We start from the raw sequence: 26,246 nt of genomic DNA, 5'->3' as shown, positions 1-26,246 counted from the left end.
GCAACCTCGGTTCGGCGCGGGTGGTGGGGTCAACGGAGGTCACGGGTGAGCTCGGCGAGGCCGCCCTGGCGGTCCACCCAGTCCCGGAACTCGGCCATGCCGGCGGCGCGGTCGACGACCGGGGCGTACCCGAGGTCGCGCCGGGCGGCGCCGGTGTCGAAGGTCGACGAGCGGGTCATCAACGCCAGCACGTACATCGAGAGCGGCGGCGAGTACCTGGTCGCCAGGTAGGGAATCTTCCAGACCAGGTCGAGGACGCGGACCGCGGACCGGACCACCGTCGGGTTCGCCGAGCGGTCCGGCATCTCGAAGCCGAAGTCCCGCGCCACCTCGGCCATGTACGGCCAGATGTTGGTGACCTCGGCGTCGGCGACGAAGTACGCCTTGCCGCCGACGGCGTCGGATTCCGTGGCCTTCACGCACGCGTCGACGATGTTGTCGACGTGGCACAGCGACGCGAGGACGTCGCGACCGCCGGAGAGGTTCGGCAGGGTCCCCGCCCGGGCCCGGCCGAGGAGCCGCACGATGGGACCCGAGCGGTCGCCCGGCCCCCAGATCGCCCGCGGTCGCAGCGCGCAGGTGGTGAACCCGTCGGTGTTCGCGGCCAGGACCGTCCGTTCGGCGGCGGCCTTGGTCTCGGAGTAGAGGTTGAGGTACCGGGAGGGGTACGGCGCCGACTCGTCGAGGTCGATCTGGTCGCCGCCGTCGTAACTCATCAGCGCGCTGGGGCTGGAGATGAAGACGAAGCGGCGGGCGCCGTTGGCCCGCGCCGAGGCGAGCAGCTGCGCGGTGGCGTCGACGTTCTCGCGCTGGAACTGGGCCCGGACGCCGCGTTCGTCCACCCGGGCTGCGCTGTGGACGACCACGTCGACGCCGCGGGTGGCGGTCTCGAGCGAGTCCGGGTCGGTGAGGTCCCCGTAGACGAGCGTCATCGCGGAGGTGTCGCCGAGATCGGTCAGATCGCTGCTGCGGCGGACCAGGATCGAGACCTGGTGCTCGCCGTCGTCGACCAGGCGGCGGGCGAGGCGGCCGCCGAGGAATCCGGATGCCCCGGTGACCAGGATCCTCACGCGTTCGTCTCCTTCGTATCGATCCCGGGCTGGGTCTTCCACCAGGTCATGCCGAACGTCATGGTGAGCAGGGCGGTCGCCAGTGGCGACCGGTGACCGCCGGCCACCCGGATCGCGGCCGGGACCTGCGCGGCGTGCACCACGACGCTGAGGAACGCGTCGAGCCACCAGGCGGCCCGGGCCAGCGGGTGCCGCAGTGGCCGCCCCCGCAGGGCCCGGGCGGCGCCGAAGGCGAGGAAGAGCCAGCCGAGGATCGGAATCGTCCGCAGCAGGGCGGTTCTCGGTGTCACGACGACGCTCCCCGGTCGATGCGGGTCGCCGCCCAGACGGCCAGTTCCTCGCGGCCGATCTTGGCGTTGTGGCGGATGTCGACCGGGAATCGCGGGTGGAGAAGGAACCGGTCGATCTGCGCGGTGAGCGGGAACCGGGCCCCACGTTCGCGCAGGCCGTCGAGGACGGCGGCGGCGTCGGCGCCGGGGGTCGCCTCGACACAGAGGACGGGACGCTGGGCGCCGCGGTCCCCGACGCCGACCAGCGCGGTGCGGGCCACGCCCGGGGCGGCGTTGAAGACCTGTTCCACCTGCACCGGGTGCAGGGTGCCAGCGCCGGTCTCGACCCGCTGGGACTTGCGGCCGCAGAACCAGATCCGGCCCTGGTCGTCGATCCGCCCGAGGTCGCCGGTGCGGTGCCAGGTCCGGTCGCCGTCGGTGATCTTGCCGGTCAGGTTCGCCGTGGTCGGCCAGTGGTAGCGGGTGCTGACGTTCGCGCCGCGCACGACCAACTCCCCGATGGCCTCGCGCAGCGGTTCGGCCTGCGCCCAGTCGCGGATAGGGTCGTCGGTGACGGCGACGACTCGGACCTCGACCCCGTCCACCGGCCGGCCGATGCAGGTGCCGTCGCCGGACTGCGCCCGCTCGATCAGGCCGTCGAGCAGTTCGCGCGACTCGATGGTGGACATCGGGATCGCCTCGGTCGCACCGTATCCGGCGTGGACCTGGGCGTCGCCGGGCAGCACCTCGCGCAGCCCGGTGATCACCGCGGCGGGCACCGGGGCGCCGCCGGAGAAGACCGCGCGGACGGTCGGCATGACCACCTCGTGGGTCCGGGCGTGGTCGAGCAGCGGACCGAGCAGGGCGGGGGAGGCGAACATGGTGCGGACCCGGAACCGGTTGACGGCGTCGACCACGTGCCGGGGGTCGGTGTCGCCGACCTTGCTCGGTACCAGCGGCGGCAGCACCACCTGGGCGCCGAGCAGCAGGTAGAGCACCCCGAACATCGGCAGCGTGACCAGTGCGGACTCCTCCGCGGTGACCGCGGTGACGGCCTGCGTCTGGGTCAGCATCGCGGCGAGGTTGCCGTGAGTGAGTTCGACGGCCTTCGCCGGGCCGGTCGACCCGGTGGTGAAGGCGATCATCAGCAGTTCGTCGTCGCCGGCCGGTGCGGTCGGCGGGCGCTCGCCGACGGGCTTGCGGCCGAGTCCGGCGAGGTTCTGCCCGCCCCAGAACCAGCGGCGGCCGACGGTCACCTTGGCGCCGACCCCGCGGAATCCCCGTCGGAAGAGCACCCGCACCGCGTGGGCCTGGGGCAGCCCGACGAAGGCCTGTGGGTTCACCGCGGCGAGGCAGCGCAGCATGGGACGCAGCCCCATGCCGGGATCGATCACCACCGGGACGGCGCCGGTCTTGAACAGCCCGAACAGGATTGCGTACAACTCGGGACCGGGGTTGACCAGCACGATGGTCCGGACGCCTGCCGTCATGCCCGCGGCGGCGAACCGCTCGGCGAGCGCGTCGGACCACTCGTCGAGCTCACCGAACGTCACGTCGGTGTAGTCGGGCAGTCCCTCGGACGCGACGCCGGCGGCGTACGTCACCGCCGGGTCACCGGGCCGGTCGCGGGCGGTGACGGTCAGGCGGTCGAGCCAGTTGTCCGTCACGGGGGCGTTCATCGCCCGGCTCGGCCGGCCGGGACCCGGTACACGGTGGCGGCGGCGCTGGGTCCGGCCCCGGCCGCCACGAACAGCACGTGCTCGACGCCGTCGAGGCGACCCGCGCCGACGGCGTGGTGGTAGGCCAGGACCAGCGCCGCGGTGTGGGTGTCGCCGGTGACGTGTGCCGCGGTACCTGCGTCGTCGAGGGCGCGGACGCCGACCTTCCCGGACAGCGCGGCGCGGAAGCCCGGCGTCGGCCGCGACGAGATCAGCACGGTGGTGGCCGGGTCGCAGTCGGCGGCGTCCAGGGCCGCGTTCGCCGCCGACACCGCGACGTCGAGGACCCGGGTCTCGAAGTCGTCGGACCGCCGCACGGTCATCGCGCTGCGGCCGGTGGCGCCCATCGTGGCGGTGTCGACGAACCCCTCGACGGCGGACGGGCCGTCGGCCAGCTCGACGTGCAGCGGGCCGAAACCGTCTGCCGCGTCGGTGTGTTCGAGCAGCAGCGCGGCGCCGGCGGTGGCGTAGGGGAAGTCCGCCGGGGCGTCGGCTCCGCTCATCGACGGATGGGTGTCGCCTGCGACGACGAGCACCCGGCCGGTGGAGCCGGTGGCGAGCAGCGCGGACGCGACCTGGACGGCGTTGAGGACGCCGCAGGCGCCGTTCATCAGGTCGAACGAGAACGACCGGGGGTCGTGCTCGTCGTACTCGAGCCCGATCCCGGCGGCCTTCTGGATCAGCGCGCCGATCGCCGGCTCGACGGTGTTCGAGTCCCGGTAGACGCCGGTGTTGATGAGCACCCCGATGCTCTCGGGGGCGACGGCGGCGTCGGCCAGGATGGCACGCACTGCGCGGCCGGCGTGCTCGATGCTGCTCGCGGTGTCGCTGTCGTGGCTGACGCCGGTTGCCGTGATGACGATACCCATTTCAGGCCTCCAGAGACGAGACGGTGGCCGACAGGAACCCGGTGACGATGCCGGACGCCGCCGGCACCATCAGGATCTTCGAGCCGGCGGGAATGTTGGACTGCCGCAACTGGTCGTGCAGTACGACGAAGTGCGACGTGGTGGACGTGTTGCCGTACTTCTCGACCACGTTGAGCGCCTCGGGCATCGGGGTGCCGAACTCGCGTTCGCCGAGCGCGTTCATGAACGTCACCGCGGACGCGCCGAACTGGTGATGAATGATGTAGTCGAACTCTTCGTCGGCGAAGGTGCGGCCCTCACGCGCCAGGTGATTGCGCTGGGTGTCGGTCCACAGCTTGAACCGGTCCTCGTTGTGCATCCGCCGGTTGTCGGTGTACAGCGCCACGCCCGCGGTCTTGTCGCTGGGCATGCCCAGGCAGGCGTCGGCGTACTCGGAGGCGGTCATCAGCTCGATGTAGTTGATGCGGTCGCCCTCGTCCTCGGATCGGTCGATGACGAGCGCGCACCCGGAGTCGCCGACGGAGAGCGAGGCGAACTGCGGGTCGTAGCCGCCTGCGAGTTCCTGGACGGCGGTCTCGGCGATCGGGGTGATCGCCTCGCCGCTGACCACCATGCCGTTGCGGACCGTGCCGGCCCGGATCATCCGGTCCAGCAGGTAGGTGCCGGTGAGCATGCCCGCGCAGGCGTTGGACAGGTCGAAGTGGATGGCCCGCCGCGCGCCGAGTTCCTTGGCGATCGCTGAGGCGAAGGAGGGCTCGAAGTAGGTCTTCGTGCGCTCCTTGCTGCGGGTGATGGACACCGAAATGACCACGTCGAGCTCGTCCGCGTCGTAGCGTGAGCGCGAGAGGCAGTCGCGCGCGGCCTTCATCGCGAGTGCGAAGGAGTCCTCGTAGTTTCCCTCCGACTTGTCCCGAACGCGCCGCTCCTGCACGCCGGTCACCGCGGCGAAGTCGAAGGACGGCTTCTGGGCGAGCTGTCCGATCAGGTCTTCGGTGGTGAGGACGTGGACCGGAAGGTAGGCGCCGATCGCCTCGAAGCGTGAATGGGCCAACGAAATTCTCCTCAGCTGGGTCGAGCAACAAGGCAGCAACGAATGGGCGCGAAAACATCAGTGCTCCACGGAGTTTCCGCACATCGTGCACGGTCGGCATGGTGGAGTGTCTGGTTCCGCTCGAAGTAGGTTCTCACCCCGCGGACCTTCGCGCCGGGGAATGTACACAGTGGGCGGTGTTGTCGAGGGTGACGGGCAGGGCGTCGAGCCAGGAAACCTCCGGTCTCCGTGGCTACCTGTACTGCGAACGAGGGCGGGTGGGCGGATCGCGGGAGGGGTGACGCCCCGAGATGTGGTTGAGCATTGAAACATATTGTGGTGGAACGGCATCTGACTGGTCGCGGGATCGGGGCTGCGGGAAGCTAGGGGACCGGGAAGCTAGGGGACCGGGAAGTGTCCGAACCCCGGGTTGGCCGTGATCTGGTAGTCGACGCGACGGGCGTACCCGCCGACGTGAAAGGCCGTGGCGATGTCTGCGGTGGCGGCGACCGCACCGCTGTCGGTCACCGCGGTTGAGGGTGTGTATCGGCACCACTCGTCCGGCGGCCCGGAGTCGCGGGGTGTCACGGCTCGGAGCGCTGTGGTGCCAACGGCGCCGGTGGTCAGGTTGCGCCAGTTCACGAACACGTCGAGGCAGTCGGGCGAGCCGGTTCGGCCCTGTTGCCGCGCCGTGAAGGTCACCGTGCCGGGTGTGCCCGACGTCGCCGCCGGCGTCACGGCCGTCACCGGCGGCAGGTAGAAGCACACGAAGACATCGGACAGGCATCCCGCGACGTAACGGGCCGGTACCTGGAAGTCGGTGGTCGTAGCCGCGGCGGCGGCGCCGGGTGGGAGGGTGAGGATGGCCGCGGATGCCACGGTCGCGGCGATGACCGAATTGCGAATCGCTGCATTGCGCATGGCGTGACCCTTCGGCGTGGGACTGCCTCCACTCGGTTGGATTCTCAGCGTACTGCGGAGGCAGGATCCCCGAGATCGATCGGATCGGCCACGATGTCGGTGCCTTGCTGTTGACTCGCCGGTGCCGGGCCGTCCACTCGGATGTTCCCGCTGCCGAACGGAAGGTGCTGACACAGATGGCGTTCGAGGTGAAGTCCACTCATCGGGTGGCGTCGACTGGGGGCGCGGCCTGCGAGGTCTACCCCAACATCTTCATCGACAACAGTGGTCGGGCATTCACCACCGACGCCGCCGTAGTAGCGGACGAGGGCGCCGTGACCCGACTGGCTGCGGACGCCACAACTGCCTTTCTCGTCGACGACGCGGCCGTCGAACTCGCAGTGAACTGGATCCAGGTGGATTCCGGGGACCGGATGGCCCCGTGGCGGCTCGCGGAGCGCGAAAAGCGTCGGTGGGCCCATGCCGTTCCACTTCCGCGACTTCGGTCCGACGTCGACTGGGCGTCGGTGCGGTGGGAAGAACGGACTGTTGCCTTCGAGGTGCGGGCAACCCACAGGGTTCGTGCGACCCGGGCATTGGCCTGCGAGGTCTACCCGGATGTCTTCATCGTCAAGCGGGGAAACGTGATATCACGGCGGGCGGGCATGGCGATGCAACAGCCAGGCGACATCGTCGGCGAGCTGCCGGCGGATTCGGACGAATGGTTTGCAGTCCGCGACGGCACGATGCGCGACGCCGTCAACTGGGTGAGCACGATCGCCGGATTCAGGGACGATTTCTGGACGGAGCAGCACGGGGGACGTAGTGGCTTCCACGACCCGGTCGGGCCGATGGGGCCCTCGCGTCCGCCGCGACGGTCGGCGAGTGACTGAACCTCGTGCACCGGACCCCGCCGGGTGGCGGTCGGTGGTTCACTGCTGGCGTGTACCTCTCACCCACCTCCGCCGGTTCCGGCGGCGCCTTCACCGACCTGGTGGACCAGCCCTACTCCGCAGGCGGGTACTCCAGCACCTACCACCGGTGGGCCTCGCACATCGACCCGTCGAGACCGATCGGGATGCTGATCCACCTGCACGGGGACGGCGCCTTCGAGTACGACAACCCGGTCTCGCCGTACTGCCTCGGCGGGCCGGACGGGATCGTCGCGCAGGCGAGGGTGCGGAACCTGATCGTGATCGTCCCGCTGACCCCGGACGACGACACCAGGACGTGGTGGAACTGGTCGGGGACCGCCAGCAACACCCAGTGGCTCGATGCCCTGCAGACGGCGATCCTCGACGCGTTCGACGTCGACCTCGGTCGCCTCTGGTACACCGCGTTCTCCGGTGGCAGTCAGTTCCTGACCAAGTACTACCTGCCCCGGTTCGCGAACAACGCGGCCGGGGGAGGGGCGGTCGTCTTCGGCGGCGGCAACGCGCCGGACACCGCGGTCACACCCGTCGACGCCGGCACCAGGTCGCGGTTCACGATGCACTGGCTGACCGGCGGGGACGACGTCGCGGCGAATGCGGCGGACGGCTTCGACGGACTCGCGGCCGCCGTCGGTGGCGAGAGGTGGTACCGCGATGCGGGTTTCGTGACCACGCTGGTGACCCCGCCGGGCCACGGGCACGACTGGCCGAACGAGTTCGGCCCGAGGTGCGGAGAGATCTTCGCCGCCTACCTCTGACGGCGCCGGCCACCTGCCACGACAGCCCTGACGGCAGTCCGGCAGGAGCAGCCCCGCCTTCCGGGGGCGATCCTGCCGAGACACGACCCGCTGGGTGCCGGTGGCGATTCGATCCGGCGGACCCAGCGCCGTGAGCGACGTGGTCGCCTCGGCGGGATGGTCCCTCGATGGCGGGGATCGGTGGCGTACCCCTTGCGGGTACGGGTGCAGGACTGTCGTTCTGACCTGAGATTACTGGTGCCCTCGGTGAGACTCGAACTCACACTGCACGGGTTTTGAATCCGTTTCCTCTGCCAATTGGGATACGAGGGCGGGTGCTGCGTGTCCACTCTAGGAGATCCGGCCGCAGGGTCAAACACCGGTACCCTGCAAAGGCTCGTGCCACGTCACCGAAGTGGTCGGCAGTAGGAGAAAGGCCATGATGAACATTCCTCACACGCAAGGGGGTGACCCGGCCGTGCGCCGGGTGGTGGTCGCCGAGGACGAGACCCTGATCCGCATGGACCTGGTCGAGATGCTCCGCGAGGAGGGCTACGACGTGGTCGGCGAGGCCGGCGACGGGCAGCGGGCCGTCGAGCTCGCGGAGGAACTCCGACCCGACCTGGTGATCATGGACGTGAAGATGCCGCGTCGGGACGGAATAGATGCCGCCTCCGAGATCGCCGCGAAACGTATTGCGCCGGTGGTGATCCTGACCGCCTTCAGTCAGCGCGAGCTGGTCGAGCGGGCCCGCGACGCGGGTGCGATGGCCTACCTCGTCAAGCCGTTCTCCAAGGCGGACCTGGTGCCTGCCGTCGAACTGGCGGTCAGCCGTTTCGCGGAGGTCGCCGCGCTCGAGGCCGAGGTGGCCAACCTGACCGACCGGATGGAGACCCGCAAGCTGGTCGAACGGGCCAAGAGCGCGCTGATGCTCTCGAAGGACCTCACCGAGCCCGAGGCCTTCAAGTGGATCCAGCGCGCCGCGATGGACGGACGCACCAGCATGAAGGTCGTCGCTACGGTGATTCTCGAGACGCTCGGCGCCGGCTGACCGAGGGAATTCGTTCACGGCTGCTACGAAAACTCGGTTCGCGACACGAAACGCAATGGACATTTCATTGTGATGCAAGGTGATTCCCTCGGGGATATGTTCTTCCCGGGCGGACACGGTCGGCCCCTCCGGCGCGACCGGGGCGCACCTATTTCGGAGGTGGGACGTTGCATCGTCGTACAGCGAGAGGCGTGTTGATCGTGGGAGTCGCCGCGGCGTTGGTCGTCGCGGGGTGTAGCAGCAAGTCCACGGACGGGGGATCGTCGGACGGAACCACGTCGGACTCCTCGTCGAGTGCCATGAGCATCACGCCCCGGGTGCTCCTCGACGCGCAGGGCAGCGAGGTGCCCGCCGCCGATGTCACCGACGCCGTCAACCCGGCAGGCAGCGGGAACGCCACCTGCAAGGGCGTCAGCCTCGCCATGGCGGGCGCGTTGACCGGTCCGAACGCCGCCCTCGGCCAGAACATCCTGTACGGCGCCAAGCTGGCGCTCGACAAGCACAACACGGCGAACCCGAACTGCCAGGTCGAGATGCGGCAGTTCGACACCGAGGGCGACCCGCAGAAGGCCACCCAGGTCGCGCCCAACATCGTCGGCGACGGCTCGATCGTCGGGCTCCTCGGCCCCGCCTTCTCCGGCGAGACCAAGGCCACCGGGTCGATCTTCAACCAAGCCGGGCTGCCGTTCCTCACCGCGTCGGCCACCAATCCGACCCTCACCGAGAACGGCTGGACCACCTTCTTCCGTGGTCTCGGCAACGACAACAGTCAGGGCTCCGTCGTCGCGAAGTACCTCACCGGCACCGTCGGCGCAGGCAAGGTGTGCGTGGTCCAGGACGACACCGACTACGGCGTCGGCCTGGCGAAGGTGGTCACCGCGGAGCTCGGCGCGGCCGCCGACCCGTCCTGCGCGGCCAGCGTCAAGTCCGGCCAGAAGGACTTCGCCGCGACCGTCTCGCAGATCAAGGCCGCGGAGCCCGACGCCATCTGGTACTCCGGCTACTACGCCGAGGCCGCGCCGTTCGTGACCCAGCTGCGTGAGGGCGGTGTCACCGCCACCTTCAGCTCCGGCGACGGCTCCAACGACCCCGAGTTCGTCAAGCAGGCCGGCAGCGCCGCGCAGGACGCCATCCTCACCTGCCCCTGCATCCCGGCGCCGCCCGCGCTCGCCGCGGAGTACCAGGACCTCAACGGCCAGGCGCCCGGCGTCTACTCGGTCGAGGGCTACGACCTGACCACGATCATGTTGGCGGCCATCGACTCCGGCGTCACCGACCGCGCCGGGATGCTCGAGTTCGTCAAGGCCTACGACGGACAGGGCGTCGGCAAGCGGTACCAGTGGAACCCGCAGGGCGAACTGTCCAACGCCCTGATCCAGATCTACGAGGTCAACTGACCCGCGCGACGGTCGAGAGGACGTAGATGCTCGCCATTGCCCTCGCCGACTCGGCGACCGCGTACGCCGGCAACGTCGACTTCAACATCGAGGGCCTGACCCGCAGCTTCTGGCAGCTCACCGTCGACGGGCTGAGCTACGGGGCCATCTACGCCCTGGTGGCGATCGGGTACACGCTGGTCTACGGCGTGCTGCGGCTGATCAACTTCGCGCACTCCGAGATCTTCATGCTCGGCATGTTCGGTCAGTACGTGGCGCTGGAGCTGATGGGGTTCACCCCCAGCGGCAATGCGTACAACGAGGGCGTCGTCGCGACGGTCGTGTTCCTGGGGCTGGCCATGCTGTTCGGCATGGCCGTCTCCGGGGCCGCGGCCGTCGGCCTCGAACGGGTCGCGTACCGGCCGCTGCGTCGGCGCGGGGCCAAGCCGCTGGTCTTCCTGATCACCGCGATCGGAATGTCTTTCGTGCTACAGGAATTCGTGCACTACGTGCTGCCGAAGATCTGGCCCGGGCTCGGCGGCACCAACGCGCAGCAGCCGATCAAGCTGGTCCAGCCGGTCGAGGTGTTCAGCATCGGCGGCGCCTCGGTGACGAACGTGACGATCGTGATCGTCGTCGCCGCGCTGGCGCTGACCCTGCTCACGGACATGATCGTCAACCGCAGCCGGTTCGGGCTCGGCATCCGCGCGGTCGCGCAGGACCCGGACACCGCGACGCTGATGGGCATCTCGCGGGAACGGGTCATCATGCTGACCTTCCTGCTCGGCGGCATCCTGGCCGGCGCCGCGGCGCTGCTCTACACGCTGAAGATTCCGTCGGGGATCATCTACAACGGCGGATTCATCCTGGGCATCAAGGCATTTGCGGCCGCGGTGCTCGGTGGCATCGGCAACCTCCGCGGCGCCCTGCTCGGCGGGCTGGCGCTCGGGGTGATGGAGAACTACGGCCAGGTGGTGTTCGGCAGCGAGTGGCGCGACGTGGTCGCGTTCGTACTGCTGGTGGCGGTGCTGATGTTCCGGCCCACCGGCATCCTCGGCGAGTCCCTGGGGAGGGCGCGGGTATGAGCACGGTGGACACGACCGTCCCGCGTCCGGACTCGGACGGCGACGCGCCGGATCCCGGCCCGCCGCGTCGCGGCGTCGGCGACGCCATCCGCGGCTGGTGGAACGGGCTGGCCCGACCGATGCAGTGGGCCGTGGGGGTGCCGCTGATCCTGGTGATCGCGATGCTGCCGGTGTGGCGGCCGCCGCTGCTGGACACCCCGGGCACCGACTTCGGTGGCGTGATGGCGCAGTTCGCGATGTACGCGCTGATCGCGGTCGGACTCAACGTGGTGGTCGGTCAGGCCGGCCTGCTCGACCTCGGCTACGTCGGCTTCTACGCCGTCGGCGCCTACACCGTCGCGCTGCTCACCAGCCCGAACAGTCCGTGGAACAAGATGACCGAGGGCGGCTTCTTCTCGACGGACTGGGCGTGGCTGTCCTGCCTGCCGATCGCGGTGGCAATCACCGCGCTGACCGGGCTGATACTCGGCACCCCGACGCTCCGACTGCGCGGGGACTACCTGGCCATCGTCACCCTCGGTTTCGGCGAGATCGTCCGACTGCTCGCGGACAACCTCACCGACGTCACCAACGGCGGCCAGGGTCTGGCGGAGATCGCCTACCCGCGGATCGGGGTGTCCGAGGACAAGCCGTTCGGCGTCTTCTCCGCGGGCAACTCCGGCGGCGACGTCAACTCCGGCGTCTGGTGGTACTGGGTCGGCATGGTCCTGGTGATCGGGGTGCTGCTGATCGTCGGGAACCTCGAACGCAGCCGCGTCGGCCGGGCCTGGGTGGCGATCCGCGAGGACGAGGACGCCGCCGAGATCATGGGGGTGCCCACCTTCAAGTTCAAGCTGTGGGCCTTCGTGATCGGCGCGTCCATCGGCGGACTGTCCGGCGCGCTCTATGCGGGCCAGGTGCAGTTCATCAACCCGACCGGGTTCAACGTCATCAACTCGATGCTGTTCCTGTGCGCGGTGGTGATCGGCGGGCAGGGCAACAAGCTCGGCGTCATCGTCGGGGCCTTCATCATCGTGTACCTGCCCAACCGGGCGATGTCGATCGAGGTCGGCGGCCAGTCCCTCGGCGACTACAAGTACCTCTTCTTCGGGCTGGCCCTGGTGGTGCTGATGATCTTCCGGCCGCAGGGGCTGTTCCCGGCCCGGCAGAAGCTGCTGACCTACGGCAGGCAGGTCTACCGCGCGGTGCGTCGGCCGGACACCGCGGCACCCACCACGACGGCGGGAGGCGGGCGGTGACCGCCGGGCCGGGTCCCGGTGGCGCGATGTTCGACAACGAGGACATGGCCGCCGACCTCGGGCCGGAGATCGACGTCCCCACCGCGGGCGTGGTCGACGTGTCCGCGATCGACCCGGCCCTCGCGGACCCGGACGCGGTCGCCGAAGTGGTGGCGCCGCAACGCGACATCGAGACCGGCGAGGGCGAGGTGCTGCTGCGCACCGACGAGCTCTCCGTCCGGTTCGGCGGGCTGGTCGCGCTCGACGCGGTGTCCCTCGAGATCCGTCGCGGCGAGATCCTCGGGCTGATCGGGCCCAACGGCGCAGGCAAGACCACCTGCTTCAACGCGATCACCGGCGTCTACACGCCGTCGTCGGGGTCGGTGACCTTCGACGGCACCCCGCTGGGGAAGACCAAGCGCAACGAGATCACCCGGCTCGGCATCGCGCGGACCTTCCAGAACATCCGGCTGTTCGGGGAGATGACGGCGCTCGAGAACGTCGTGGTCGGCACCGACGCCCGGCACCGGACCTCGGTGCCGGGCGCGATCTTCCGCACCGCCCGGCACCGGCGCGAGGAACGCGACGCCGTCGAACGGGGGATGGCGCTGCTCGAGTTCGTCGGGATCGCGCCGCGCGCGGTGGAGAAGGCCCGCAACCTCTCCTACGGCGACCAGCGGCGGCTGGAGATCGCCCGCGCGCTGGCGACCGAACCGAAGCTGCTGTGCCTGGACGAGCCGGCCGCCGGCTTCAACCCCAGCGAGAAGGCCGCGCTGATGGACCTGATCCGCAAGATCCGCGACGACGGCTTCACGGTGCTGCTGATCGAGCACGACATGCGTCTGGTGATGGGGGTGACCGACCGGATCGTGGTGCTCGAGTTCGGCCGCAAAATCGCCGACGACCTGCCCGCCGCGATCCGCGTCAACCCCGCCGTGATCGCCGCCTACCTGGGGGTACCCGACGATGCCACAGCCTGACGCGCCCCTGCTCGAGGTCACCGACATGGTGGTCCAGTACGGCCGGATCCGCGCCCTGCACGGGATCTCGCTGAGCGTGCGACCCGGCGAACTGGTGACCCTGCTCGGCGCCAACGGCGCGGGCAAGTCCACCACCATGCGGGCGCTGTCCGGGCTGCTGCCGCTCACCGCCGGACGGATCGTCTTCGACGGCCGGGACCTCACCGCTGTCAAGGCGCACGACCGGGTCCGGCTCGGTGTGGTGCAGGCGCCGGAGGGGCGCGGGGTATTCCCGGGGATGAGCGTCCAGGAGAACCTCGACATGGGCTGCTACGCGCGCAAGTTCGAGAACAAGGCGGCCTACGCCGAGCGGCTCGAGTGGGTGTTCGGCCTGTTCCCGCGGCTGCTCGAGCGCCGCACCCAGCTCGGCGGCACCATGTCCGGCGGCGAGCAGCAGATGCTGGCGATCGGCCGGGCGCTGATGTCGCGGCCGCGCCTGCTGATGCTCGACGAGCCGTCGATGGGACTGGCCCCGATGGTGATCCAGCAGATCTTCCGGATCATCTCCGAGATCAACGCCCAGGGCACCACCATCCTGCTGGTCGAGCAGAACGCGCAGCAGGCCCTGGCCCGCACCGACCGGGCGTACATCCTCGAGACCGGCGAGATCACCAGGACGGGCACCGGCCGGGACCTGCTGGCCGACCCGGCCGTCAAACACGCCTACCTGGGGGTCGGCTGACCGCCGTCGGCCAGGTTGGTTCCGCGGTGTCGGTGTCGCTCCCTAGACTCACTGCGGTGAGCCCAGCAACCGATGAACGGTCCACCACCCGAACCGACGGCGACACCGCGGGCCCGCAGCCGACGCTGCTGCTGCTCGACGGGCACTCCCTGGCCTACCGGGCGTTCTTCGCGCTGCCCGCGGAGAACTTCAAGACCCACAGCGGCCAGACCACCAACGCGGTGTACGGCTTCACCTCGATGCTGATCAACCTGCTGCGCGACGAGCAGCCCACCCACGTGGCGGCGGCGTTCGACGTCTCCCGGCAGACCTTCCGGGCGGAGGCCTTCCCCGAGTACAAGGCGAACCGCGCCAAGACCCCGGACGAGTTCAAGGGGCAGGTGGAGATCACCAAGGACGTGCTCGGCGCGATGGGCATCCCGGTGATGGCCGAGGCCGGCTTCGAGGCCGACGACATCATCGCCACGCTCACCACCCAGGCGACCGCGCTCGGCTACCGGGTGCTGGTGTGCACCGGCGACCGCGACGCCCTGCAGCTGGTCACCCCGGACGTGACCGTGCTCTACCCCAAGAAGGGTGTCTCCGAGCTCACCCGGTTCACGCCGGAGGAGGTCGAGGCCAAGTACGGCCTCACCCCGCGTCAGTACCCGGACTACGCGGCGCTGCGCGGCGACCCGAGCGACAACCTGCCGGGCATCCCCGGGGTGGGGGAGAAGACCGCCGCCAAGTGGATCCGCGAGTACGGCTCGCTGGACGGGCTCGTCGACCGCGTCGACGAGGTCCGCGGCAAGGTCGGCGACTCGTTGCGCGCGAACCTGTCGGCGGTGGTGCTCAACCGCCAGCTCACCGAGATGGTGCGCGACGTGCCGCTGCCGTACACGCCGGACCAGCTGATCCTGGCGCCGTGGGACCGCGACCGGATCCACATGCTCTTCGACGACCTCGAGTTCCGGGTGCTGCGGGACCGGCTGTTCGACACGCTGTCCTCCGCCGAGCCCGAGGCGGAGGAGGGCTTCGAGGTGCGCGGCGGCGCGCTCGCCCCCGGTGAGGTCGCGGACTGGCTCGCCGCGCACGTCCGCGACGGGCAGCGCTGCGGCCTGTCGGTTGTCGGCAACGGCAGCCCGTACGGCGGCGACGTCACCGCCGTGACCATCGCGTCCGCGGACGGGGAGGGCGCCTACGTCCTCGCGGCCACCGCCACCCCCGAGGACGAGCGGGCGCTCGGCGACTGGCTGGCCGACCCGGCCGCGCCGAAGGCGTTGCACGAGGCCAAGTCGGCGCTGCACGCCCTGCACGGACGCGGCTGGGAGCTCGGCGGGCTCACCAGCGACACCGCACTCGCGGCGTACCTGGTCCGGCCCGGCCAGCGCACCTTCAACCTCGACGACCTGTCGCTGCGCTACCTCAAGCGGGAGCTGCGGGCCGAGGAGTCCGAGCAGGGCCAGCTGTCGTTGCTCGACACCGAGGACCAGGCCGACGCGGCCGCCGCCGAGGGCGAGATCCTGCGGGCCCGGGCGGTGCTGGACCTGGCAGCGGCGCTCGACGGCGAGCTCGAGGCCATCGAGTCCACCCGGCTGCTCTCGGAGATGGAACTGCCGCTGCTCGGGGTGCTGGCCACCGTCGAGTCCACCGGCATCGCCGTGGACATCGCGCACCTGACCGACCTGCAGTCCCGCTTCGCCGACGCGATCAGCGAGGCGGCCAACGCGGCGTACGCGGTGATCGACAAGCAGATCAACCTCGGCTCCCCGAAGCAGCTGCAGGTGGTGCTCTTCGAGGACCTGGGCATGCCCAAGACCAAGAAGACCAAGACCGGCTACACCACCGACGCGGACGCCCTGCAGGGCCTGTTCGAGAAGACCGGGCACCCGTTCCTCGAGCACCTGCTCGCGCACCGGGACGCCACCCGCCTCAAGGTGACCGTCGACGGACTGCTCAAGGCGGTCGCCGAGGACGAACGGATCCACACAACGTTCAACCAGACCGTGGCCGCGACCGGTCGGCTCTCCTCGACCGAGCCGAACCTGCAGAACATCCCGGTCCGCACCGACGCCGGCAGGCAGATCCGGGACGGCTTCGTCGTCGGCGCCGGCTACGACTACCTGCTCACTGCCGACTACAGCCAGATCGAGATGCGGATCATGGCGCACCTCTCCCGCGACGAGGGCCTGATCGAGGCGTTCAACACCGGCGAGGACCTGCACAGCTTCGTGGGGTCCCGGGCCTTCGGGGTGCCGATCGAGGAGGTCACCGCCGAGCTGCGGCGCCGGGTCAAGGCGATGTCCTACGGGCTGGCCTACGGGCTGAGTGCGTACGGCCTCGCCTCGCAGCTGAAGATCTCCACCGAGGAGGCGAAGGGGCAGATGGACGCCTACTTCGCCCGGTTCGGCGGGGTTCGGGACTACCTGCACGAGGTGGTCGAGCAGGCCCGCAAGGACGGCTACACCTCCACCCTCTACGGCAGGCGCCGGTACCTGCCGGACCTCAACAGCGACAACCGTCAGCGCCGCGAGGTGGCGGAGCGGGCCGCCCTGAACGCGCCGATCCAGGGCACCGCCGCGGACATCATCAAGGTCGCGATGATCGACGTGCAGGCGGCGCTGGCCGCGTCGGGCCTGCGCTCGCGGATGCTGCTGCAGGTGCACGACGAGCTGGTGCTCGAGGTGGTCGCCGACGAGCGCGAGGCCGTCGAGGCGCTGGTGCGGGAGAAGATGGCCGGCGCGATCGAGCTGTCCGTGCCGCTCGAGGTCTCCGTCGGAACCGGACGCAGCTGGGACGCCGCCGCGCACTGACGCGGACCGACGACGAAACGGCCGAGAGGTCCCGCCGCGGGTGCGGCGGGACCTCTCGGCCGAGTCGGGGACTACTGCTGTGCGGCGGCCTGCTCGCGGACCTTGTCCATGTCCAGCTCCTTGAGCTGGGTGACCAGGTCCTCGAGGCCGGCCGGGGGCAGCGCGCCGGGCTGCGAAAAGACCAGGATGCCCTCGCGGAAGGCCATGATCGTCGGGATCGACCGGATGTTGGCGGCGGCCGCGAGGCCCTGCTCCGCCTCGGTGTCGACCTTGGCGTGGACCACGTCGGGGTGCTTCTCGGCCGAGGCGTCGAAGGTGGGGGCGAAGGCGCGGCAGGGTCCGCACCACGCGGCCCAGAAGTCGACGAGGACGATGTCGTTCCCGCCGACGATCTCGTCGAAGTTCTGCTGGGTCAGGGTCTGCGTGGACATCGATTGCCTTTCGCTGTTGCGTGCCGAGCACCGATTCGTCTCGCGCACTGTGGCGTGTCGAGTCGGTTCAACGCCTCGACCGGCTCGATTCTTCCTTAGGCTATGCGCCACTCCCGCTTCGCGTCGCCGTCCCAGCGCCGGATCCCGTCGACCGTGCCGCTGAACTCCTTCGGCGCGAGGGCATTGATCGCCGGACCCACCTCGTCGGGGAACACCCGCCGGGCGAGGGTCACGTGCGGGGTCCATTCCCCGGGATGGGTGTGCGACGGGATGCCGGGGCTGGTGTGCAGCAGCCGAAACACGGTTCGCTGCAACGCAAGCAGGCCGGCGGTGGGAATCACCAGGTAGGCCAGGGTTTTTCGCTGGCCGCCGAACACCACCAGCCCGCCGAGCGTGATTCGCAGGTTCGGGGCCACCAGCCCCTGCTGCAGGAGCAGGTCCGTCTCGGGGTCGAGGTGCCGCGCGACGGCCAGGGTGACGTGCGGGCGGTTGGTGGACTTGCGCACCACGTCCTGGCTGGGCAGGGCGGCCGCGGACAGCCGGGCCCACTGCCGTCGGACCGCGGCATCGAGCTCGGGGTCCAGCAACAACTCCACGGACTGCACCATGGTGAGTAATGATGGTCGGGTGAACCCTGTCGACGCAACGACTCCCCGGATCGGGCTGCTGGTCGGTGACGGGATCGGCCACGAGATCGTGCCCGCCGCGCAACGCACCGTCGACGCCGCGATGTCCGCGGTCGGGGCGCCCGAGGTGCAGTGGGTGGAGCTGCCGGTGGGCTACGACGCGATCGCCGAGCACGGTGACCCCCTGCCCGCCTCGACCCTCGACGCGCTCGACGGCCTCGACGCCTGGGTGCTCGGCCCGCACGACAGCGCCGGCTACCCGGCGCAGTTCCGCGGGCGGCTCACCCCCGGCGGAACCATCCGCAAGCGCTTCGACCTGTTCGCGAACATCCGCCCGGCGAAGGCGTTCGCCGGGGTGTACGCGACCGCGCCGGAGATGGACCTGGTGATCGTGCGGGAGAACACCGAGGGCTTCTACGCGGACCGCAACATGTTCACCGGCAGCGGTGAGTTCATGCCGACGCCCGACGTCGCGATGGCCGTCGGGGTCGTCACCCGGCGGGCCTGCGAACGCATCGCGCACACGGCCTTCAGGCTGGCGCAGGGCCGGCGCCGCCGGGTGACGGTGGTGCACAAGGCGAACGTGCTCTCGCTGACGACGGGGTTGTTCCGCGACGTGTGCGTGGAGGTCGGCGCGCAGTACCCGGACGTCGAGATCCGCACCGAGCACGTCGACGCGATGGCCGCGCACCTGGTGCGCCGCGGCGCCGACTTCGACGTCGTGGTGACCGAGAACATGTTCGGCGACATCCTCTCCGACCTGTCGGGCGAGCTGGCCGGGTCGCTCGGACTGGCCGCCTCGCTGAACTCGTCGGAGACCAGGGCGATGGCCCAGGCCGCCCACGGCGCGGCCCCGGACATCGCCGGGCGCAACCGGGCCAACCCGACCGCGCTGATGCTCTCCGCCGCGATGCTGCTCGACTGGATGTCGGAGCGGCGAACCGACGCCGTCCTCGGGCTGGCCGCCGACCGGATCCGCCTCGGTGTCACCGGCACCCTCGCCGCGGGCGTGGCCACCGCGGACCTCGGCGGGCTGGCCTCGACCGCCGAGTTCACCGAGACGGTGGGCGCGCGGATCCTGCGACGCTGACGCGGGCGTGACGGCGGCCCGAGGATTCGGGTGAACCGAAGGTTAACCAGTAGTCTTCTGCTGGTGTGGTCAAGACGGGTGCAGCAGTCTCGGAGCCCGCGTCGGCTGCGACGGGCCAGAGTTTTCGGGACGGTTCTCGCGGCCTTGGTGATCGGGTCCGTGGCGACCGGATGCGTCACCAACAACGAGGGACTGGTCCCCGCCGAGCAGGTGAAGGTGGACCGGGTCGAGGAGATTGCCGCGCTGGTGCCGCCCGAGATCGCGTCGACCGGCCGGCTGGTGATCGGTGTCAACGTCCCCTACGCGCCCAACGAGTTCAAGGACGAGTCCGGGAAGATGGTCGGCTTCGACATCGACCTGATGACGGCCGTCGCGTCGGTGCTCGGGTTGACCGCCGACTTCAAGGAGTCCGACTTCGCGAAGATCATCCCCGCGATCCAGGCCGGCACCTACAACACGGGGGCGTCCTCGTTCACCGACTCCGTCGAACGCGAGAAGACGGTGGACTTCGTCACCTACTACCGGGCCGGCATCCAGTGGGCGCAGCGGGCGGGGGACTCGATCGACCCGAACGATGCCTGCGGGCTGCGGGTCGGTGTGCAGACGACCACCACCGAGGACATCGACGAGGTGCCCGCCAAGAGCGAGGCCTGTGTCGCCGCGGGCCGACCGCCGATCAAGAAGGTCAAGTACGACAGCCAGGACGCCGTCGCGAACGCGCTGATCCTCGGGCGGGTGGACGCGCTGTCCGCGGACTCGCCCGTGGCCGCTTACGCGATCAAGCGCAGCAAGGGCCGGCTCGAGCCGGCAGGCGAGCTCTTCGACTCGGCCCCGTACGGGTGGCCGGTCACGAAGGGCTCGGCGTTGGCGCCTGCGCTGCAGCAGGCGCTGCAGCACCTGATCGACACCGGTGTCTACCAGCAGATTGTCGACAACTGGGGCGCCGGGGCCGGGGCGATCACCACGTCACAGATCAACGGCGCAGCCGGGTAGAGGGGCGAGACGATGTCAGAGAACCACACCAGCGCCGCGTCGGCCGGCGCCGACGCGGGGGAGCCGCTGCCGATCGAGGCGGTGCCGCTGCGGCGGCCCGGACGGTGGATCGCCGCCGCGGTCATCCTCGTGCTGTTCGGTCTGTTCGTCTACGGGGCGGCGACCAACGACGCCTTCGGCTGGGACGTGTACGGGCGCTACCTGTTCGACACCCGGATCGCCGAGGCGGCGTGGGTGACGATCCAGTTGACGGTGCTGGCGATGGCCCTCGCGGTGGTTCTCGGGGTGATCCTCGCGGTCATGCGGCTCTCGCCGAACCCGGTGCTGCGCACCACCGCCTGGGGATACCTGTGGGTCTTCCGCGGCACCCCGGTGTACGTGCAGCTGGTGTTCTGGGGGCTGTTCCCGTCGATATACAAGTCGCTGGACCTGGGGATCCCGTTCGTGCACCAGTTCGTGCACATCGACCTGCAGAACATCGAGGCCGCGTTCCTGTTCGCGATCATCGGGCTCGGGCTCAACGAGGCCGCGTACATGGCGGAGATCGTCCGGGCGGGCGTCAGCTCGGTCAACGAGGGGCAGACCGAGGCCTCGACCGCGCTGGGTATGACCTGGTCGCAGACCATGCGCCGGACCGTGCTGCCGCAGGCGATGCGGGTGATCATCCCGCCGACCGGCAACGAGCTGATCAGCATGCTCAAGACCACCTCGCTGGTGTCCGCTATCCCCTTCAGTCTCGAGCTCTTCGGCCGCCAGAACGACATCTCGGGCGCCAACTTCCAGCCGATTCCGCTGCTGCTGGTCGCCGCGACCTGGTACCTGGCCATCACCAGCGTGCTGATGGTCGGGCAGTACTACCTCGAGCGGCACTACTCGAAGGGCGTCTCGCGGACCCTGACCGCCCGGCAGCTGCAGGCCCTGGCCGACGCGCAGGGCAAGCCCGTCGTGATCGAGCCGTCCACCGGCACCCTGCCCGACGCACCCGGAGGCGAACGCAAATGACCGCGATGGTGAAGGCGGACCGGGTCTGCAAGAGCTACGGCGCACTGCAGGTGCTCAAGGGCGTGTCCCTGGAGGTCGAGCGCGGCCAGGTCCTGTGCCTGGTCGGACCGTCCGGGTCCGGCAAGTCCACGTTCCTGCGCTGCATCAACCACCTCGAGCAGGTGAACGCCGGACGGTTGTACGTCGACGGCGACCTGGTGGGGTACTCCGAGCGCGGCGGCAAGCTCTACGAGCTGCACCCGCGGGCCGCGGCCCGGCAGCGCCGCGACATCGGCATGGTGTTCCAGCACTTCAACCTGTTCCCGCACCGGACCGCGCTGGAGAACATCATCGAGGCGCCCACCCAGGTGAAGAAGGTGCGCAAGAAGGACGCCGTCGCCCGGGCCCGCGACCTGCTCGACCAGGTGGGCCTGAGCGCGAAGGCCGACGCCTACCCGGCGCAGCTCTCGGGCGGTCAGCAGCAGCGGGTCGCGATCGCCCGCGCGCTGGCGATGGACCCGAAGCTGATGCTCTTCGACGAGCCCACCTCGGCGCTGGACCCGGAGCTGGTCGGTGAGGTGCTCACGGTCATGCAGAACCTCGCCAAGGAGGGCATGACCATGGTCGTGGTCACTCACGAGATGGGCTTCGCCCGCGAGGTCGCCGACCAGCTGGTGTTCATGGACGGCGGCGTGGTCGTCGAGTCCGGGGAGCCCCGCGAGCTGCTGACGAACCCGCAGCACGACCGGACCAAGCTGTTCCTGTCCAACCTGCTCTGAGCGCGTCCCCGCACCCGCCCGCCCCACCCTCCCCGCCTCGTTCCCCGAATGAACGGAAGCGTTCATTCGATCTGATCGCATGAACGGACCGTTCATTCGATCCTCGGTGATATCGTCGTGATATCACTTTGGTATCAACGAGGTATGGGGGCATGCGATGGAACGTCAGGCATTTCGGCTGAACGGGTTCGGGGTGCTGCTCGGGCTGGTCGTGGCGGCGCTGGTGGGGGCGGCGCTCGCGCTGACCGCCGGCGTGGGCGGGATCGCGGTCGGCGTGGTGGTGGCGGTGCTGGTGGCCGTCGGGCTCACCGGGTTCACGGTGATCAACCCGAACGAGGCCCGCGTGGTCCAGTTCTTCGGCCGCTACGTCGGCTCGGTCTCGCAGGACGGCTTCCAGTGGGTGCTCCCGATGACCACCAAGCGGCGGATCACGTTGCGGGTGCGCAACTTCGAGACCGCCAAGCTCAAGGTCAACGACGCCGACGGCAACCCCGTCGAGATCGCCGCCGTGGTGGTCTACAAGGTCGTCGACAGCGGCAAGGCGTCGTTCGCGGTGGACGACTACGAGGAGTACGTCGCGATCCAGTCCGAGGCCGCGGTGCGGCACCTCGCCACCACCCATCCGTACGACTCGCACGAGGCCGGTCGCACCAGCCTGCGTGACGGCAGCGAGGTGGCCGCCGAACTGACCGCCGAGCTGGGGGAGCGGACCGAACTGGCCGGCGTCGAGGTGGTCGAAGCGCGGATCACGCACCTGGCGTACGCGCCGGAGATCGCCCAGTCGATGCTGGTCCGTCAGCAGGCCGCGCAGGTCGTCGCCGCCCGCACCCAGATTGTCGAGGGCGCGGTCGGCATGGTCGGCCTGGCCCTGGAGAGGCTCTCCGAGCAGGGCGTCGTCGAACTCGACGAGGAACGCAAGGCCGCGATGGTCTCCAACCTGCTGGTGGTGCTGTGCGGCGACAAGGCGACGCAGCCGGTGGTCAACACCGGCACGCTGTACTCCTGAGGCGCCGGACCTCCGATGACCGAACGCAAGAAGGTGCTGCTGCGGCTGGACCCGGCCGTCTACGACGCGATCGCGAAGTGGGCCGCCGACGACCTGCGCAGCGTGAACGCCCAGCTGGAGTACGCGCTGCGCCGGGCGTTGGACGAGGCCGGTCGGCCGCCGCGCGGTTCGGGGTGACGGGTCACCCGGTCGCGCCGGGGGCCGAGTCCCGGACCGCGGTGTCCCGATTCTCGACGGCCGTGGTCACCCCGTCGATCGCCGCCCGGATGAGGTCCCCGTACCCGTCGGAAGGCAGCGCCGACGAGCGCTCCCGGGCGGCGGCGAGGTGTTCGCGCGCAGCGTCGAAGGATCCCAGTCGGCGATAGTTGTCGGCGAGGTTGAGGTGCAGTGAGGGATAGAAGCCGGCGATGTGCAGGCCGGCGTGATGTTCTTGGACGCGCTGCTCGGTGACGGCGTCGGCGGCATCGAGCGCGCGGACATCCCAGGCGAGTGCCTGTGCCGGATCGCTGCAGAGGTCGGCGAGGTAGTGCGCGAGGGTGCAGCGGTGCAGGGGGTCGCCACCGACTCCGATTGCCTCCCACAGGTCCAGCAGTTGGGCGCGGGCCCCGGCCGGGTCGCCGCCGCGACCGGTGGTGACGGCCCTGCCGATAGCGTCCATCGTCGGGTCTGCGTCGGTGCGTTCGGTCATGTGTCGTTCTCCGTCGGGTTCGGGTGGGGCTTGGTGGGCATGGCGAGGGTGGTGAGATCGCCGTGGTCGGCCGAGCGGATGGTGGCGGGCTGTGCGGGGCCCCTGAGATCGAGCAGCACGTCCGCGCCGATCGCGGTGCTGATCGCGGGATAGAGCGTGGTCATCTCGAACCAGACCTCGATGGCGGGCCCGTGCACGCGGGCAGGCAGGCGGATGCCCGCGTCCGGTCCGGCGCGGTCGCCCAGCACCGTGATCGCGGCGCCGGTGACGCGCATGGAGATCCGGTCGGCCGGTCGCTCCTCGAGGGCCCGCAGCAGCAGTGTCTTCGAGACCTCGACGCGAGTCGTGACCGCAGGCAGCGCGTCGAGCATCGACCGGTAGTCGGGAAACGGCTCGGGCAGCAGCCGGCAGTGCCGGTCGTCCCGGTCCGGCAGCCGTATCCACATCCCGTGCTCGGACGCCTCGATCCGAGCCAGAGGTGCGCGCCGCAGGTCGCCGAGGCAACCGCGCAGATCGTCGCCGTTCACCGTCGCGGCCCAGGTCGCAGGAGTCGGATCGGCGGTCACCAGGGTGCGGGTGGACAGCCGGTAGCGATCGGTGGCGGTCACCGACACCGATCCGGCATCGGCCTCGAAACGGACACCGCCGAGAACGGCGATGTCCGGTTCGTCGGTAGTCGCGGACAGGACCTGTTCGATCGCCGCGGCCAGCACCGGACCGCTCAGCGCAACGACCGTCACCGCGGGCTCCGCGGTCAGCGCCGCCTTGATGACGGCGGCCTGGTGCCGTGCGGCCGCGGCGCCGCTGGCCACTGCGTCGACATGCTGGTCGACCAGGCGAACTGACTCGTCACGGCCGGCGTCGAGGACGGACTTCGCCGTCGGGAGCGGCATGCCGATCTCGCGCAGCCGCCGGAGCAGAACGGCCCGCTCGAGTTGGTCTTCCCGGTAGAACCGGTATCCGGAGACCGGGTCGACCTCCGTGGGCAGCAGCAGTCCCGCGTCGGCGTAGAAGCGCAACGCGCTCGCCGTGAGGCCACTGCGCCGCGCGAACGACCCGATCGACATCAACCCGAAATCCGTCACCCCGACATCATTCGGCTTCGACCTACCTGAAGGTCAACCCACGTCGCCGACCGCGCGTCGCCGACCGCGCGTCGCCGATGGTGTCGCCGTTGCTGTCGGCGGTCGCTTCCTGCCCCGAGCGGTCATCCGGAACGCCACCCGGCGCCGCATTGTCGCGCCCTTCCGTACGGTCGCGAATCGCTGTGAACTGTGCTTTCAGTCGCGGAGCACCAAAGTGGCACCACTGTGACACCAGAAATGTTGTGCAACCCATTGCCATGGCATCGCAGTGGTGTCATAGTGGTGTCATGGACCTGACAAGATACGTCGACGAGCTGCAGCACCAGCTCGCCACCGCAGCCGCCGCGGGCGGGGACGAGGCACGCGAACTCGCCGACCGCATGACGGCCCCACTCGACGCCGCCGTCCGGCTCGTGCTCCTCGACGCGCTCTCGACCGCGGCGAACGAGATCACGGCCGACCTCGCCCCGGGGTCTGTCGACGTGCGTCTCCGGGGCCGCGACCCGGAGTTCGTCGTCACCCCCGCCCCGGCCTCGGCGTTCGAGGCCGCCGAGCCTGCGGCCGCCGAGCCGGCGCGAGCCACGGCGCTCGACCCCGACGACGTCAGTACCTCGCGCACCACGCTGCGTCTTCCCGACCAGCTCAAGTCCCAGGCCGAGGCGGCGGCGGCTCGCGAGGGCGTGTCCGTCAACACCTGGCTCGTGCGCGCCGTCGCTGCCGCACTCGTGCCCGCCGCGCCGTCTCGCGCGGCGGCGCGCAACTCCAGCACCGCCGGTCGGCTGACCGGCTGGGTGCGTTGACCCCAGCACCGACCCCAGCACCGACCCCAGCGCCGACTCCAGCACCGACCCCAGCCAAGAACCGCAATCCCGCGCCCTGCGCGTAGCGGCACACGCGCCGCCACGCAGTGGCAGGCACCAGACCCGGAGGACTCACCATGCCTACTTTCGCGACCCCCGAACCGATCACCGTCTCCGTCGAGATCGCCGTCGGCGCCGTCAACCTCGTCGCGAGCGATCGCGCCGACACCGTGGTCACCGTCCACCCCGGCGACCCGGGCAAGTCCGGCGACGTCAAGGCCGCGGCGGACACCCGCGTCGAATTCCACGACGGAACCCTCACCGTGCAGACGAGCACCCGTTGGAAGTACCTCACCAAGTCCTCCGTCGAGCTCACGATCGAGCTGCCGACCGGCTCCGCCCTGCGGGGCAGCGCGCTGGGCCCGCTGTTCGTCCAGGGCGCGCTCGGCACCTGCTCGTTCACCAGCCGCGCCGGCGACATCCGGATCGACGAGGCCGGCCGGCTCGACCTCCGCGCCAGCGCGGGCTCCGTCGTCGTGGGCCGCGCCCTCGGCTCCACCGAGATCGTCGTCACCGCAGGCGGCGTGCGGATCCGCGAACTCGGCGGTGACGCCACCATCAAGAACACGAACGGCCCCACCGAGATCGGCGAGGCGACCGGCATCCTGCGCGTGAACGGCGCCCACGGTCCCATCTCGATCGACCGCTCGCTCGGTGACACCACCGCCCGGTCCGCGCACGGAAACATCCGCGTCGAGCACGCCGTCTGCGGTCGGGTCCAGCTCGAGAGCTCGACCGGCGCGCTCGAGGTCGGGGTGCCCGAGGGCACCGCCGCCTGGGTCGACGCCACCGCGGAGCACGGCAAGGTCCGCAACCTCCTGCGCGGCGCCGCGGGCCCCGACGAGACCGACCGGACCGTCGAGGTGCGCGCCAACACCAGCTACGGCGACGTCGTCGTCCGACGTCCGCAGGCCTGACCCGGATCCGAACACGGTCACCAGCACCCCACCGCAATCGAAG

Annotated in this window: 27 protein-coding genes and 1 tRNA gene; 17 read left to right on the top strand and 11 right to left on the bottom strand. The window is 70.1% G+C overall.

Annotated elements, in window-relative coordinates; translation table 11 throughout:
• Positions 1 to 29: 29 nt before the first annotated feature.
• The 6 genes from ACFO6S_RS16690 to ACFO6S_RS16665 all read right to left on the bottom strand — a co-directional run bounded on the left by ACFO6S_RS16690 (position 30) and on the right by ACFO6S_RS16665 (position 5,877).
• Complete coding sequence (locus ACFO6S_RS16690; protein ID WP_378418861.1) at positions 30 to 1,070, bottom strand: NAD-dependent epimerase/dehydratase family protein; 1,041 nt, start codon at positions 1,068 to 1,070, stop codon at positions 30 to 32.
• On the bottom strand, positions 1,067 to 1,360 hold the full coding sequence (locus ACFO6S_RS16685) for a hypothetical protein (RefSeq protein ID WP_378418859.1): 294 nt from the start codon (positions 1,358 to 1,360) through the stop codon (positions 1,067 to 1,069). The genes ACFO6S_RS16690 and ACFO6S_RS16685 overlap by 4 nt, the downstream gene beginning before the upstream one ends.
• On the bottom strand, positions 1,357 to 3,006 hold the full coding sequence (locus ACFO6S_RS16680) for a fatty acid CoA ligase family protein (RefSeq protein ID WP_378418857.1): 1,650 nt from the start codon (positions 3,004 to 3,006) through the stop codon (positions 1,357 to 1,359). The genes ACFO6S_RS16685 and ACFO6S_RS16680 overlap by 4 nt, the downstream gene beginning before the upstream one ends.
• An 8-nt stretch (positions 3,007 to 3,014) precedes the next feature.
• Positions 3,015 to 3,926, bottom strand: coding sequence for a hypothetical protein (locus ACFO6S_RS16675; protein WP_378418856.1), 912 nt, complete (start codon positions 3,924 to 3,926; stop codon positions 3,015 to 3,017).
• 1 nt (position 3,927) lies between these two features.
• Positions 3,928 to 4,977, bottom strand: a complete 1,050-nt coding sequence (locus ACFO6S_RS16670; protein ID WP_378418854.1) for a 3-oxoacyl-ACP synthase III family protein — start codon at positions 4,975 to 4,977, stop codon at positions 3,928 to 3,930.
• Positions 4,978 to 5,355: 378 nt separating this feature from the next.
• Positions 5,356 to 5,877 (bottom strand): hypothetical protein, encoded by a 522-nt coding sequence (locus tag ACFO6S_RS16665; protein WP_378418853.1) that lies wholly within the window; start codon positions 5,875 to 5,877, stop codon positions 5,356 to 5,358.
• 176 nt (positions 5,878 to 6,053) lie between these two features.
• Here ACFO6S_RS16665 and ACFO6S_RS16660 point away from each other — a divergent pair, with 176 nt between their 5' ends.
• A complete protein-coding gene (locus ACFO6S_RS16660; RefSeq protein ID WP_378418851.1) occupies positions 6,054 to 6,749 on the top strand; it encodes a hypothetical protein in 696 nt (231 codons plus the stop codon).
• Positions 6,750 to 6,799: 50 nt separating this feature from the next.
• Complete coding sequence (locus ACFO6S_RS16655; protein WP_378418849.1) at positions 6,800 to 7,546, top strand: hypothetical protein; 747 nt, start codon at positions 6,800 to 6,802, stop codon at positions 7,544 to 7,546.
• Between the two features lie 235 nt (positions 7,547 to 7,781).
• Here ACFO6S_RS16655 and ACFO6S_RS16650 read toward each other — a convergent pair.
• Positions 7,782 to 7,858 (bottom strand) — tRNA-Leu (locus ACFO6S_RS16650).
• A 109-nt stretch (positions 7,859 to 7,967) separates the two neighbouring features.
• On the opposite strand from ACFO6S_RS16650, the gene ACFO6S_RS16645 reads away from it, so the two are divergent.
• The 7 genes from ACFO6S_RS16645 (at position 7,968) to polA (ending at position 16,747) form a co-directional block, all read left to right on the top strand.
• On the top strand, positions 7,968 to 8,576 hold the full coding sequence (locus ACFO6S_RS16645; RefSeq protein WP_378418997.1) for an ANTAR domain-containing response regulator: 609 nt from the start codon (positions 7,968 to 7,970) through the stop codon (positions 8,574 to 8,576).
• A 191-nt stretch (positions 8,577 to 8,767) separates the two neighbouring features.
• Positions 8,768 to 9,973 carry a branched-chain amino acid ABC transporter substrate-binding protein gene (locus tag ACFO6S_RS16640; RefSeq protein WP_378418847.1) on the top strand — a complete coding sequence of 402 codons (1,206 nt, stop codon included), beginning with the start codon at positions 8,768 to 8,770 and terminating at the stop codon, positions 9,971 to 9,973.
• A 26-nt stretch (positions 9,974 to 9,999) separates the two neighbouring features.
• Positions 10,000 to 11,037, top strand: a complete 1,038-nt coding sequence (locus ACFO6S_RS16635; RefSeq protein WP_378418845.1) for a branched-chain amino acid ABC transporter permease — start codon at positions 10,000 to 10,002, stop codon at positions 11,035 to 11,037.
• A complete protein-coding gene (locus tag ACFO6S_RS16630) occupies positions 11,034 to 12,275 on the top strand; it encodes a branched-chain amino acid ABC transporter permease (RefSeq protein WP_378418843.1) in 1,242 nt (413 codons plus the stop codon). The genes ACFO6S_RS16635 and ACFO6S_RS16630 overlap by 4 nt, the downstream gene beginning before the upstream one ends.
• Positions 12,276 to 12,319: 44 nt before the next feature.
• Positions 12,320 to 13,234 (top strand): ABC transporter ATP-binding protein, encoded by a 915-nt coding sequence (locus tag ACFO6S_RS16625; protein ID WP_378418995.1) that lies wholly within the window; start codon positions 12,320 to 12,322, stop codon positions 13,232 to 13,234.
• The gene (locus tag ACFO6S_RS16620) at positions 13,221 to 13,955 is read left to right on the top strand and encodes an ABC transporter ATP-binding protein (protein ID WP_378418841.1); all 735 of its coding nucleotides are present in this window, start codon (positions 13,221 to 13,223) and stop codon (positions 13,953 to 13,955) included. The genes ACFO6S_RS16625 and ACFO6S_RS16620 overlap by 14 nt, the downstream gene beginning before the upstream one ends.
• A 56-nt stretch (positions 13,956 to 14,011) precedes the next feature.
• The gene (gene polA, locus ACFO6S_RS16615; RefSeq protein WP_378418839.1) at positions 14,012 to 16,747 is read left to right on the top strand and encodes a DNA polymerase I; all 2,736 of its coding nucleotides are present in this window, start codon (positions 14,012 to 14,014) and stop codon (positions 16,745 to 16,747) included.
• Positions 16,748 to 16,818: 71 nt separating this feature from the next.
• Here the strand turns inward: polA and trxA are convergent, their stop codons facing one another.
• Both trxA and ACFO6S_RS16605 read right to left on the bottom strand, forming a co-directional pair.
• Positions 16,819 to 17,178, bottom strand: a complete 360-nt coding sequence (gene trxA, locus ACFO6S_RS16610; RefSeq protein ID WP_378418838.1) for a thioredoxin — start codon at positions 17,176 to 17,178, stop codon at positions 16,819 to 16,821.
• Between the two features lie 95 nt (positions 17,179 to 17,273).
• Complete coding sequence (locus tag ACFO6S_RS16605) at positions 17,274 to 17,786, bottom strand: 2'-5' RNA ligase family protein (protein ID WP_378418836.1); 513 nt, start codon at positions 17,784 to 17,786, stop codon at positions 17,274 to 17,276.
• Between ACFO6S_RS16605 and ACFO6S_RS16600 the strand changes: the two genes are divergently transcribed.
• The 6 genes from ACFO6S_RS16600 (at position 17,785) to ACFO6S_RS16575 (ending at position 22,830) form a co-directional block, all read left to right on the top strand.
• Entirely contained in the window at positions 17,785 to 18,894 is a 1,110-nt protein-coding gene (locus ACFO6S_RS16600; RefSeq protein ID WP_378418835.1) for an isocitrate/isopropylmalate dehydrogenase family protein, read from the top strand. The two genes, ACFO6S_RS16605 and ACFO6S_RS16600, sit on opposite strands and share 2 nt — an antisense overlap.
• Before the next feature lie 147 nt (positions 18,895 to 19,041).
• On the top strand, positions 19,042 to 19,887 hold the full coding sequence (locus ACFO6S_RS16595; RefSeq protein ID WP_378418834.1) for an ABC transporter substrate-binding protein: 846 nt from the start codon (positions 19,042 to 19,044) through the stop codon (positions 19,885 to 19,887).
• 12 nt (positions 19,888 to 19,899) lie between these two features.
• On the top strand, positions 19,900 to 20,889 hold the full coding sequence (locus ACFO6S_RS16590) for an amino acid ABC transporter permease (protein WP_378418832.1): 990 nt from the start codon (positions 19,900 to 19,902) through the stop codon (positions 20,887 to 20,889).
• Entirely contained in the window at positions 20,886 to 21,647 is a 762-nt protein-coding gene (locus ACFO6S_RS16585) for an amino acid ABC transporter ATP-binding protein (RefSeq protein WP_378418830.1), read from the top strand. The genes ACFO6S_RS16590 and ACFO6S_RS16585 overlap by 4 nt, the downstream gene beginning before the upstream one ends.
• Before the next feature lie 157 nt (positions 21,648 to 21,804).
• Positions 21,805 to 22,653 carry an SPFH domain-containing protein gene (locus ACFO6S_RS16580; RefSeq protein ID WP_378418829.1) on the top strand — a complete coding sequence of 283 codons (849 nt, stop codon included), beginning with the start codon at positions 21,805 to 21,807 and terminating at the stop codon, positions 22,651 to 22,653.
• 15 nt (positions 22,654 to 22,668) lie between these two features.
• Positions 22,669 to 22,830 carry a type II toxin-antitoxin system antitoxin gene (locus tag ACFO6S_RS16575; RefSeq protein WP_169888380.1) on the top strand — a complete coding sequence of 54 codons (162 nt, stop codon included), beginning with the start codon at positions 22,669 to 22,671 and terminating at the stop codon, positions 22,828 to 22,830.
• A gap of 4 nt (positions 22,831 to 22,834) precedes the next feature.
• Here ACFO6S_RS16575 and ACFO6S_RS16570 read toward each other — a convergent pair whose 3' ends face one another.
• Positions 22,835 to 23,341: a hypothetical protein gene (locus ACFO6S_RS16570; RefSeq protein WP_378418828.1), complete on the bottom strand. Its 507-nt coding sequence runs from the start codon at positions 23,339 to 23,341 to the stop codon at positions 22,835 to 22,837.
• Entirely contained in the window at positions 23,338 to 24,426 is a 1,089-nt protein-coding gene (locus ACFO6S_RS16565) for a DNA polymerase III subunit beta family protein (protein ID WP_378418827.1), read from the bottom strand. Before ACFO6S_RS16565 ends, ACFO6S_RS16570 begins: the two co-directional genes overlap by 4 nt.
• Before the next feature lie 287 nt (positions 24,427 to 24,713).
• Here ACFO6S_RS16565 and ACFO6S_RS16560 point away from each other — a divergent pair, with 287 nt between their 5' ends.
• Complete coding sequence (locus tag ACFO6S_RS16560; protein ID WP_378418826.1) at positions 24,714 to 25,226, top strand: toxin-antitoxin system HicB family antitoxin; 513 nt, start codon at positions 24,714 to 24,716, stop codon at positions 25,224 to 25,226.
• A gap of 137 nt (positions 25,227 to 25,363) precedes the next feature.
• Entirely contained in the window at positions 25,364 to 26,203 is an 840-nt protein-coding gene (locus tag ACFO6S_RS16555) for a DUF4097 family beta strand repeat-containing protein (RefSeq protein ID WP_378418825.1), read from the top strand.
• Positions 26,204 to 26,246: the final 43 nt, after the last annotated feature.

It is taken from the genome of Rhodococcus kronopolitis (assembly GCF_042654025.1).
Classification (GTDB): domain Bacteria; phylum Actinomycetota; class Actinomycetes; order Mycobacteriales; family Mycobacteriaceae; genus Rhodococcus_G; species Rhodococcus_G kronopolitis.
The sequence above is the reverse complement of the archived record's forward strand: the minus strand, read 5'-3'. Positions and strand labels throughout refer to the sequence as shown.

What these genes read in the sequence shown, in the direction of transcription:
- ACFO6S_RS16675 (WP_378418856.1), bottom strand. Translation starts at nt 3,926, where the DNA reads ATGGGTATCGTCATCACGGCAACCGGCGTCAGCCACGACAGCGACACC.
- ACFO6S_RS16665 (WP_378418853.1), bottom strand. Translation starts at nt 5,877, where the DNA reads ATGCGCAATGCAGCGATTCGCAATTCGGTCATCGCCGCGACCGTGGCA.
- ACFO6S_RS16660 (WP_378418851.1), top strand. Translation starts at nt 6,054, where the DNA reads ATGGCGTTCGAGGTGAAGTCCACTCATCGGGTGGCGTCGACTGGGGGC.
- ACFO6S_RS16645 (WP_378418997.1), top strand. Translation starts at nt 7,968, where the DNA reads ATGAACATTCCTCACACGCAAGGGGGTGACCCGGCCGTGCGCCGGGTG.
- ACFO6S_RS16635 (WP_378418845.1), top strand. Translation starts at nt 10,000, where the DNA reads ATGCTCGCCATTGCCCTCGCCGACTCGGCGACCGCGTACGCCGGCAAC.
- ACFO6S_RS16630 (WP_378418843.1), top strand. Translation starts at nt 11,034, where the DNA reads ATGAGCACGGTGGACACGACCGTCCCGCGTCCGGACTCGGACGGCGAC.
- ACFO6S_RS16625 (WP_378418995.1), top strand. Translation starts at nt 12,320, where the DNA reads ATGGCCGCCGACCTCGGGCCGGAGATCGACGTCCCCACCGCGGGCGTG.
- ACFO6S_RS16620 (WP_378418841.1), top strand. Translation starts at nt 13,221, where the DNA reads ATGCCACAGCCTGACGCGCCCCTGCTCGAGGTCACCGACATGGTGGTC.
- trxA (WP_378418838.1), bottom strand. Translation starts at nt 17,178, where the DNA reads ATGTCCACGCAGACCCTGACCCAGCAGAACTTCGACGAGATCGTCGGC.
- ACFO6S_RS16600 (WP_378418835.1), top strand. Translation starts at nt 17,785, where the DNA reads ATGGTGAGTAATGATGGTCGGGTGAACCCTGTCGACGCAACGACTCCC.
- ACFO6S_RS16605 (WP_378418836.1), bottom strand. Translation starts at nt 17,786, where the DNA reads ATGGTGCAGTCCGTGGAGTTGTTGCTGGACCCCGAGCTCGATGCCGCG.
- ACFO6S_RS16590 (WP_378418832.1), top strand. Translation starts at nt 19,900, where the DNA reads ATGTCAGAGAACCACACCAGCGCCGCGTCGGCCGGCGCCGACGCGGGG.
- ACFO6S_RS16585 (WP_378418830.1), top strand. Translation starts at nt 20,886, where the DNA reads ATGACCGCGATGGTGAAGGCGGACCGGGTCTGCAAGAGCTACGGCGCA.
- ACFO6S_RS16580 (WP_378418829.1), top strand. Translation starts at nt 21,805, where the DNA reads ATGGAACGTCAGGCATTTCGGCTGAACGGGTTCGGGGTGCTGCTCGGG.
- ACFO6S_RS16575 (WP_169888380.1), top strand. Translation starts at nt 22,669, where the DNA reads ATGACCGAACGCAAGAAGGTGCTGCTGCGGCTGGACCCGGCCGTCTAC.
- ACFO6S_RS16570 (WP_378418828.1), bottom strand. Translation starts at nt 23,341, where the DNA reads ATGACCGAACGCACCGACGCAGACCCGACGATGGACGCTATCGGCAGG.
- ACFO6S_RS16560 (WP_378418826.1), top strand. Translation starts at nt 24,714, where the DNA reads ATGGACCTGACAAGATACGTCGACGAGCTGCAGCACCAGCTCGCCACC.
- ACFO6S_RS16555 (WP_378418825.1), top strand. Translation starts at nt 25,364, where the DNA reads ATGCCTACTTTCGCGACCCCCGAACCGATCACCGTCTCCGTCGAGATC.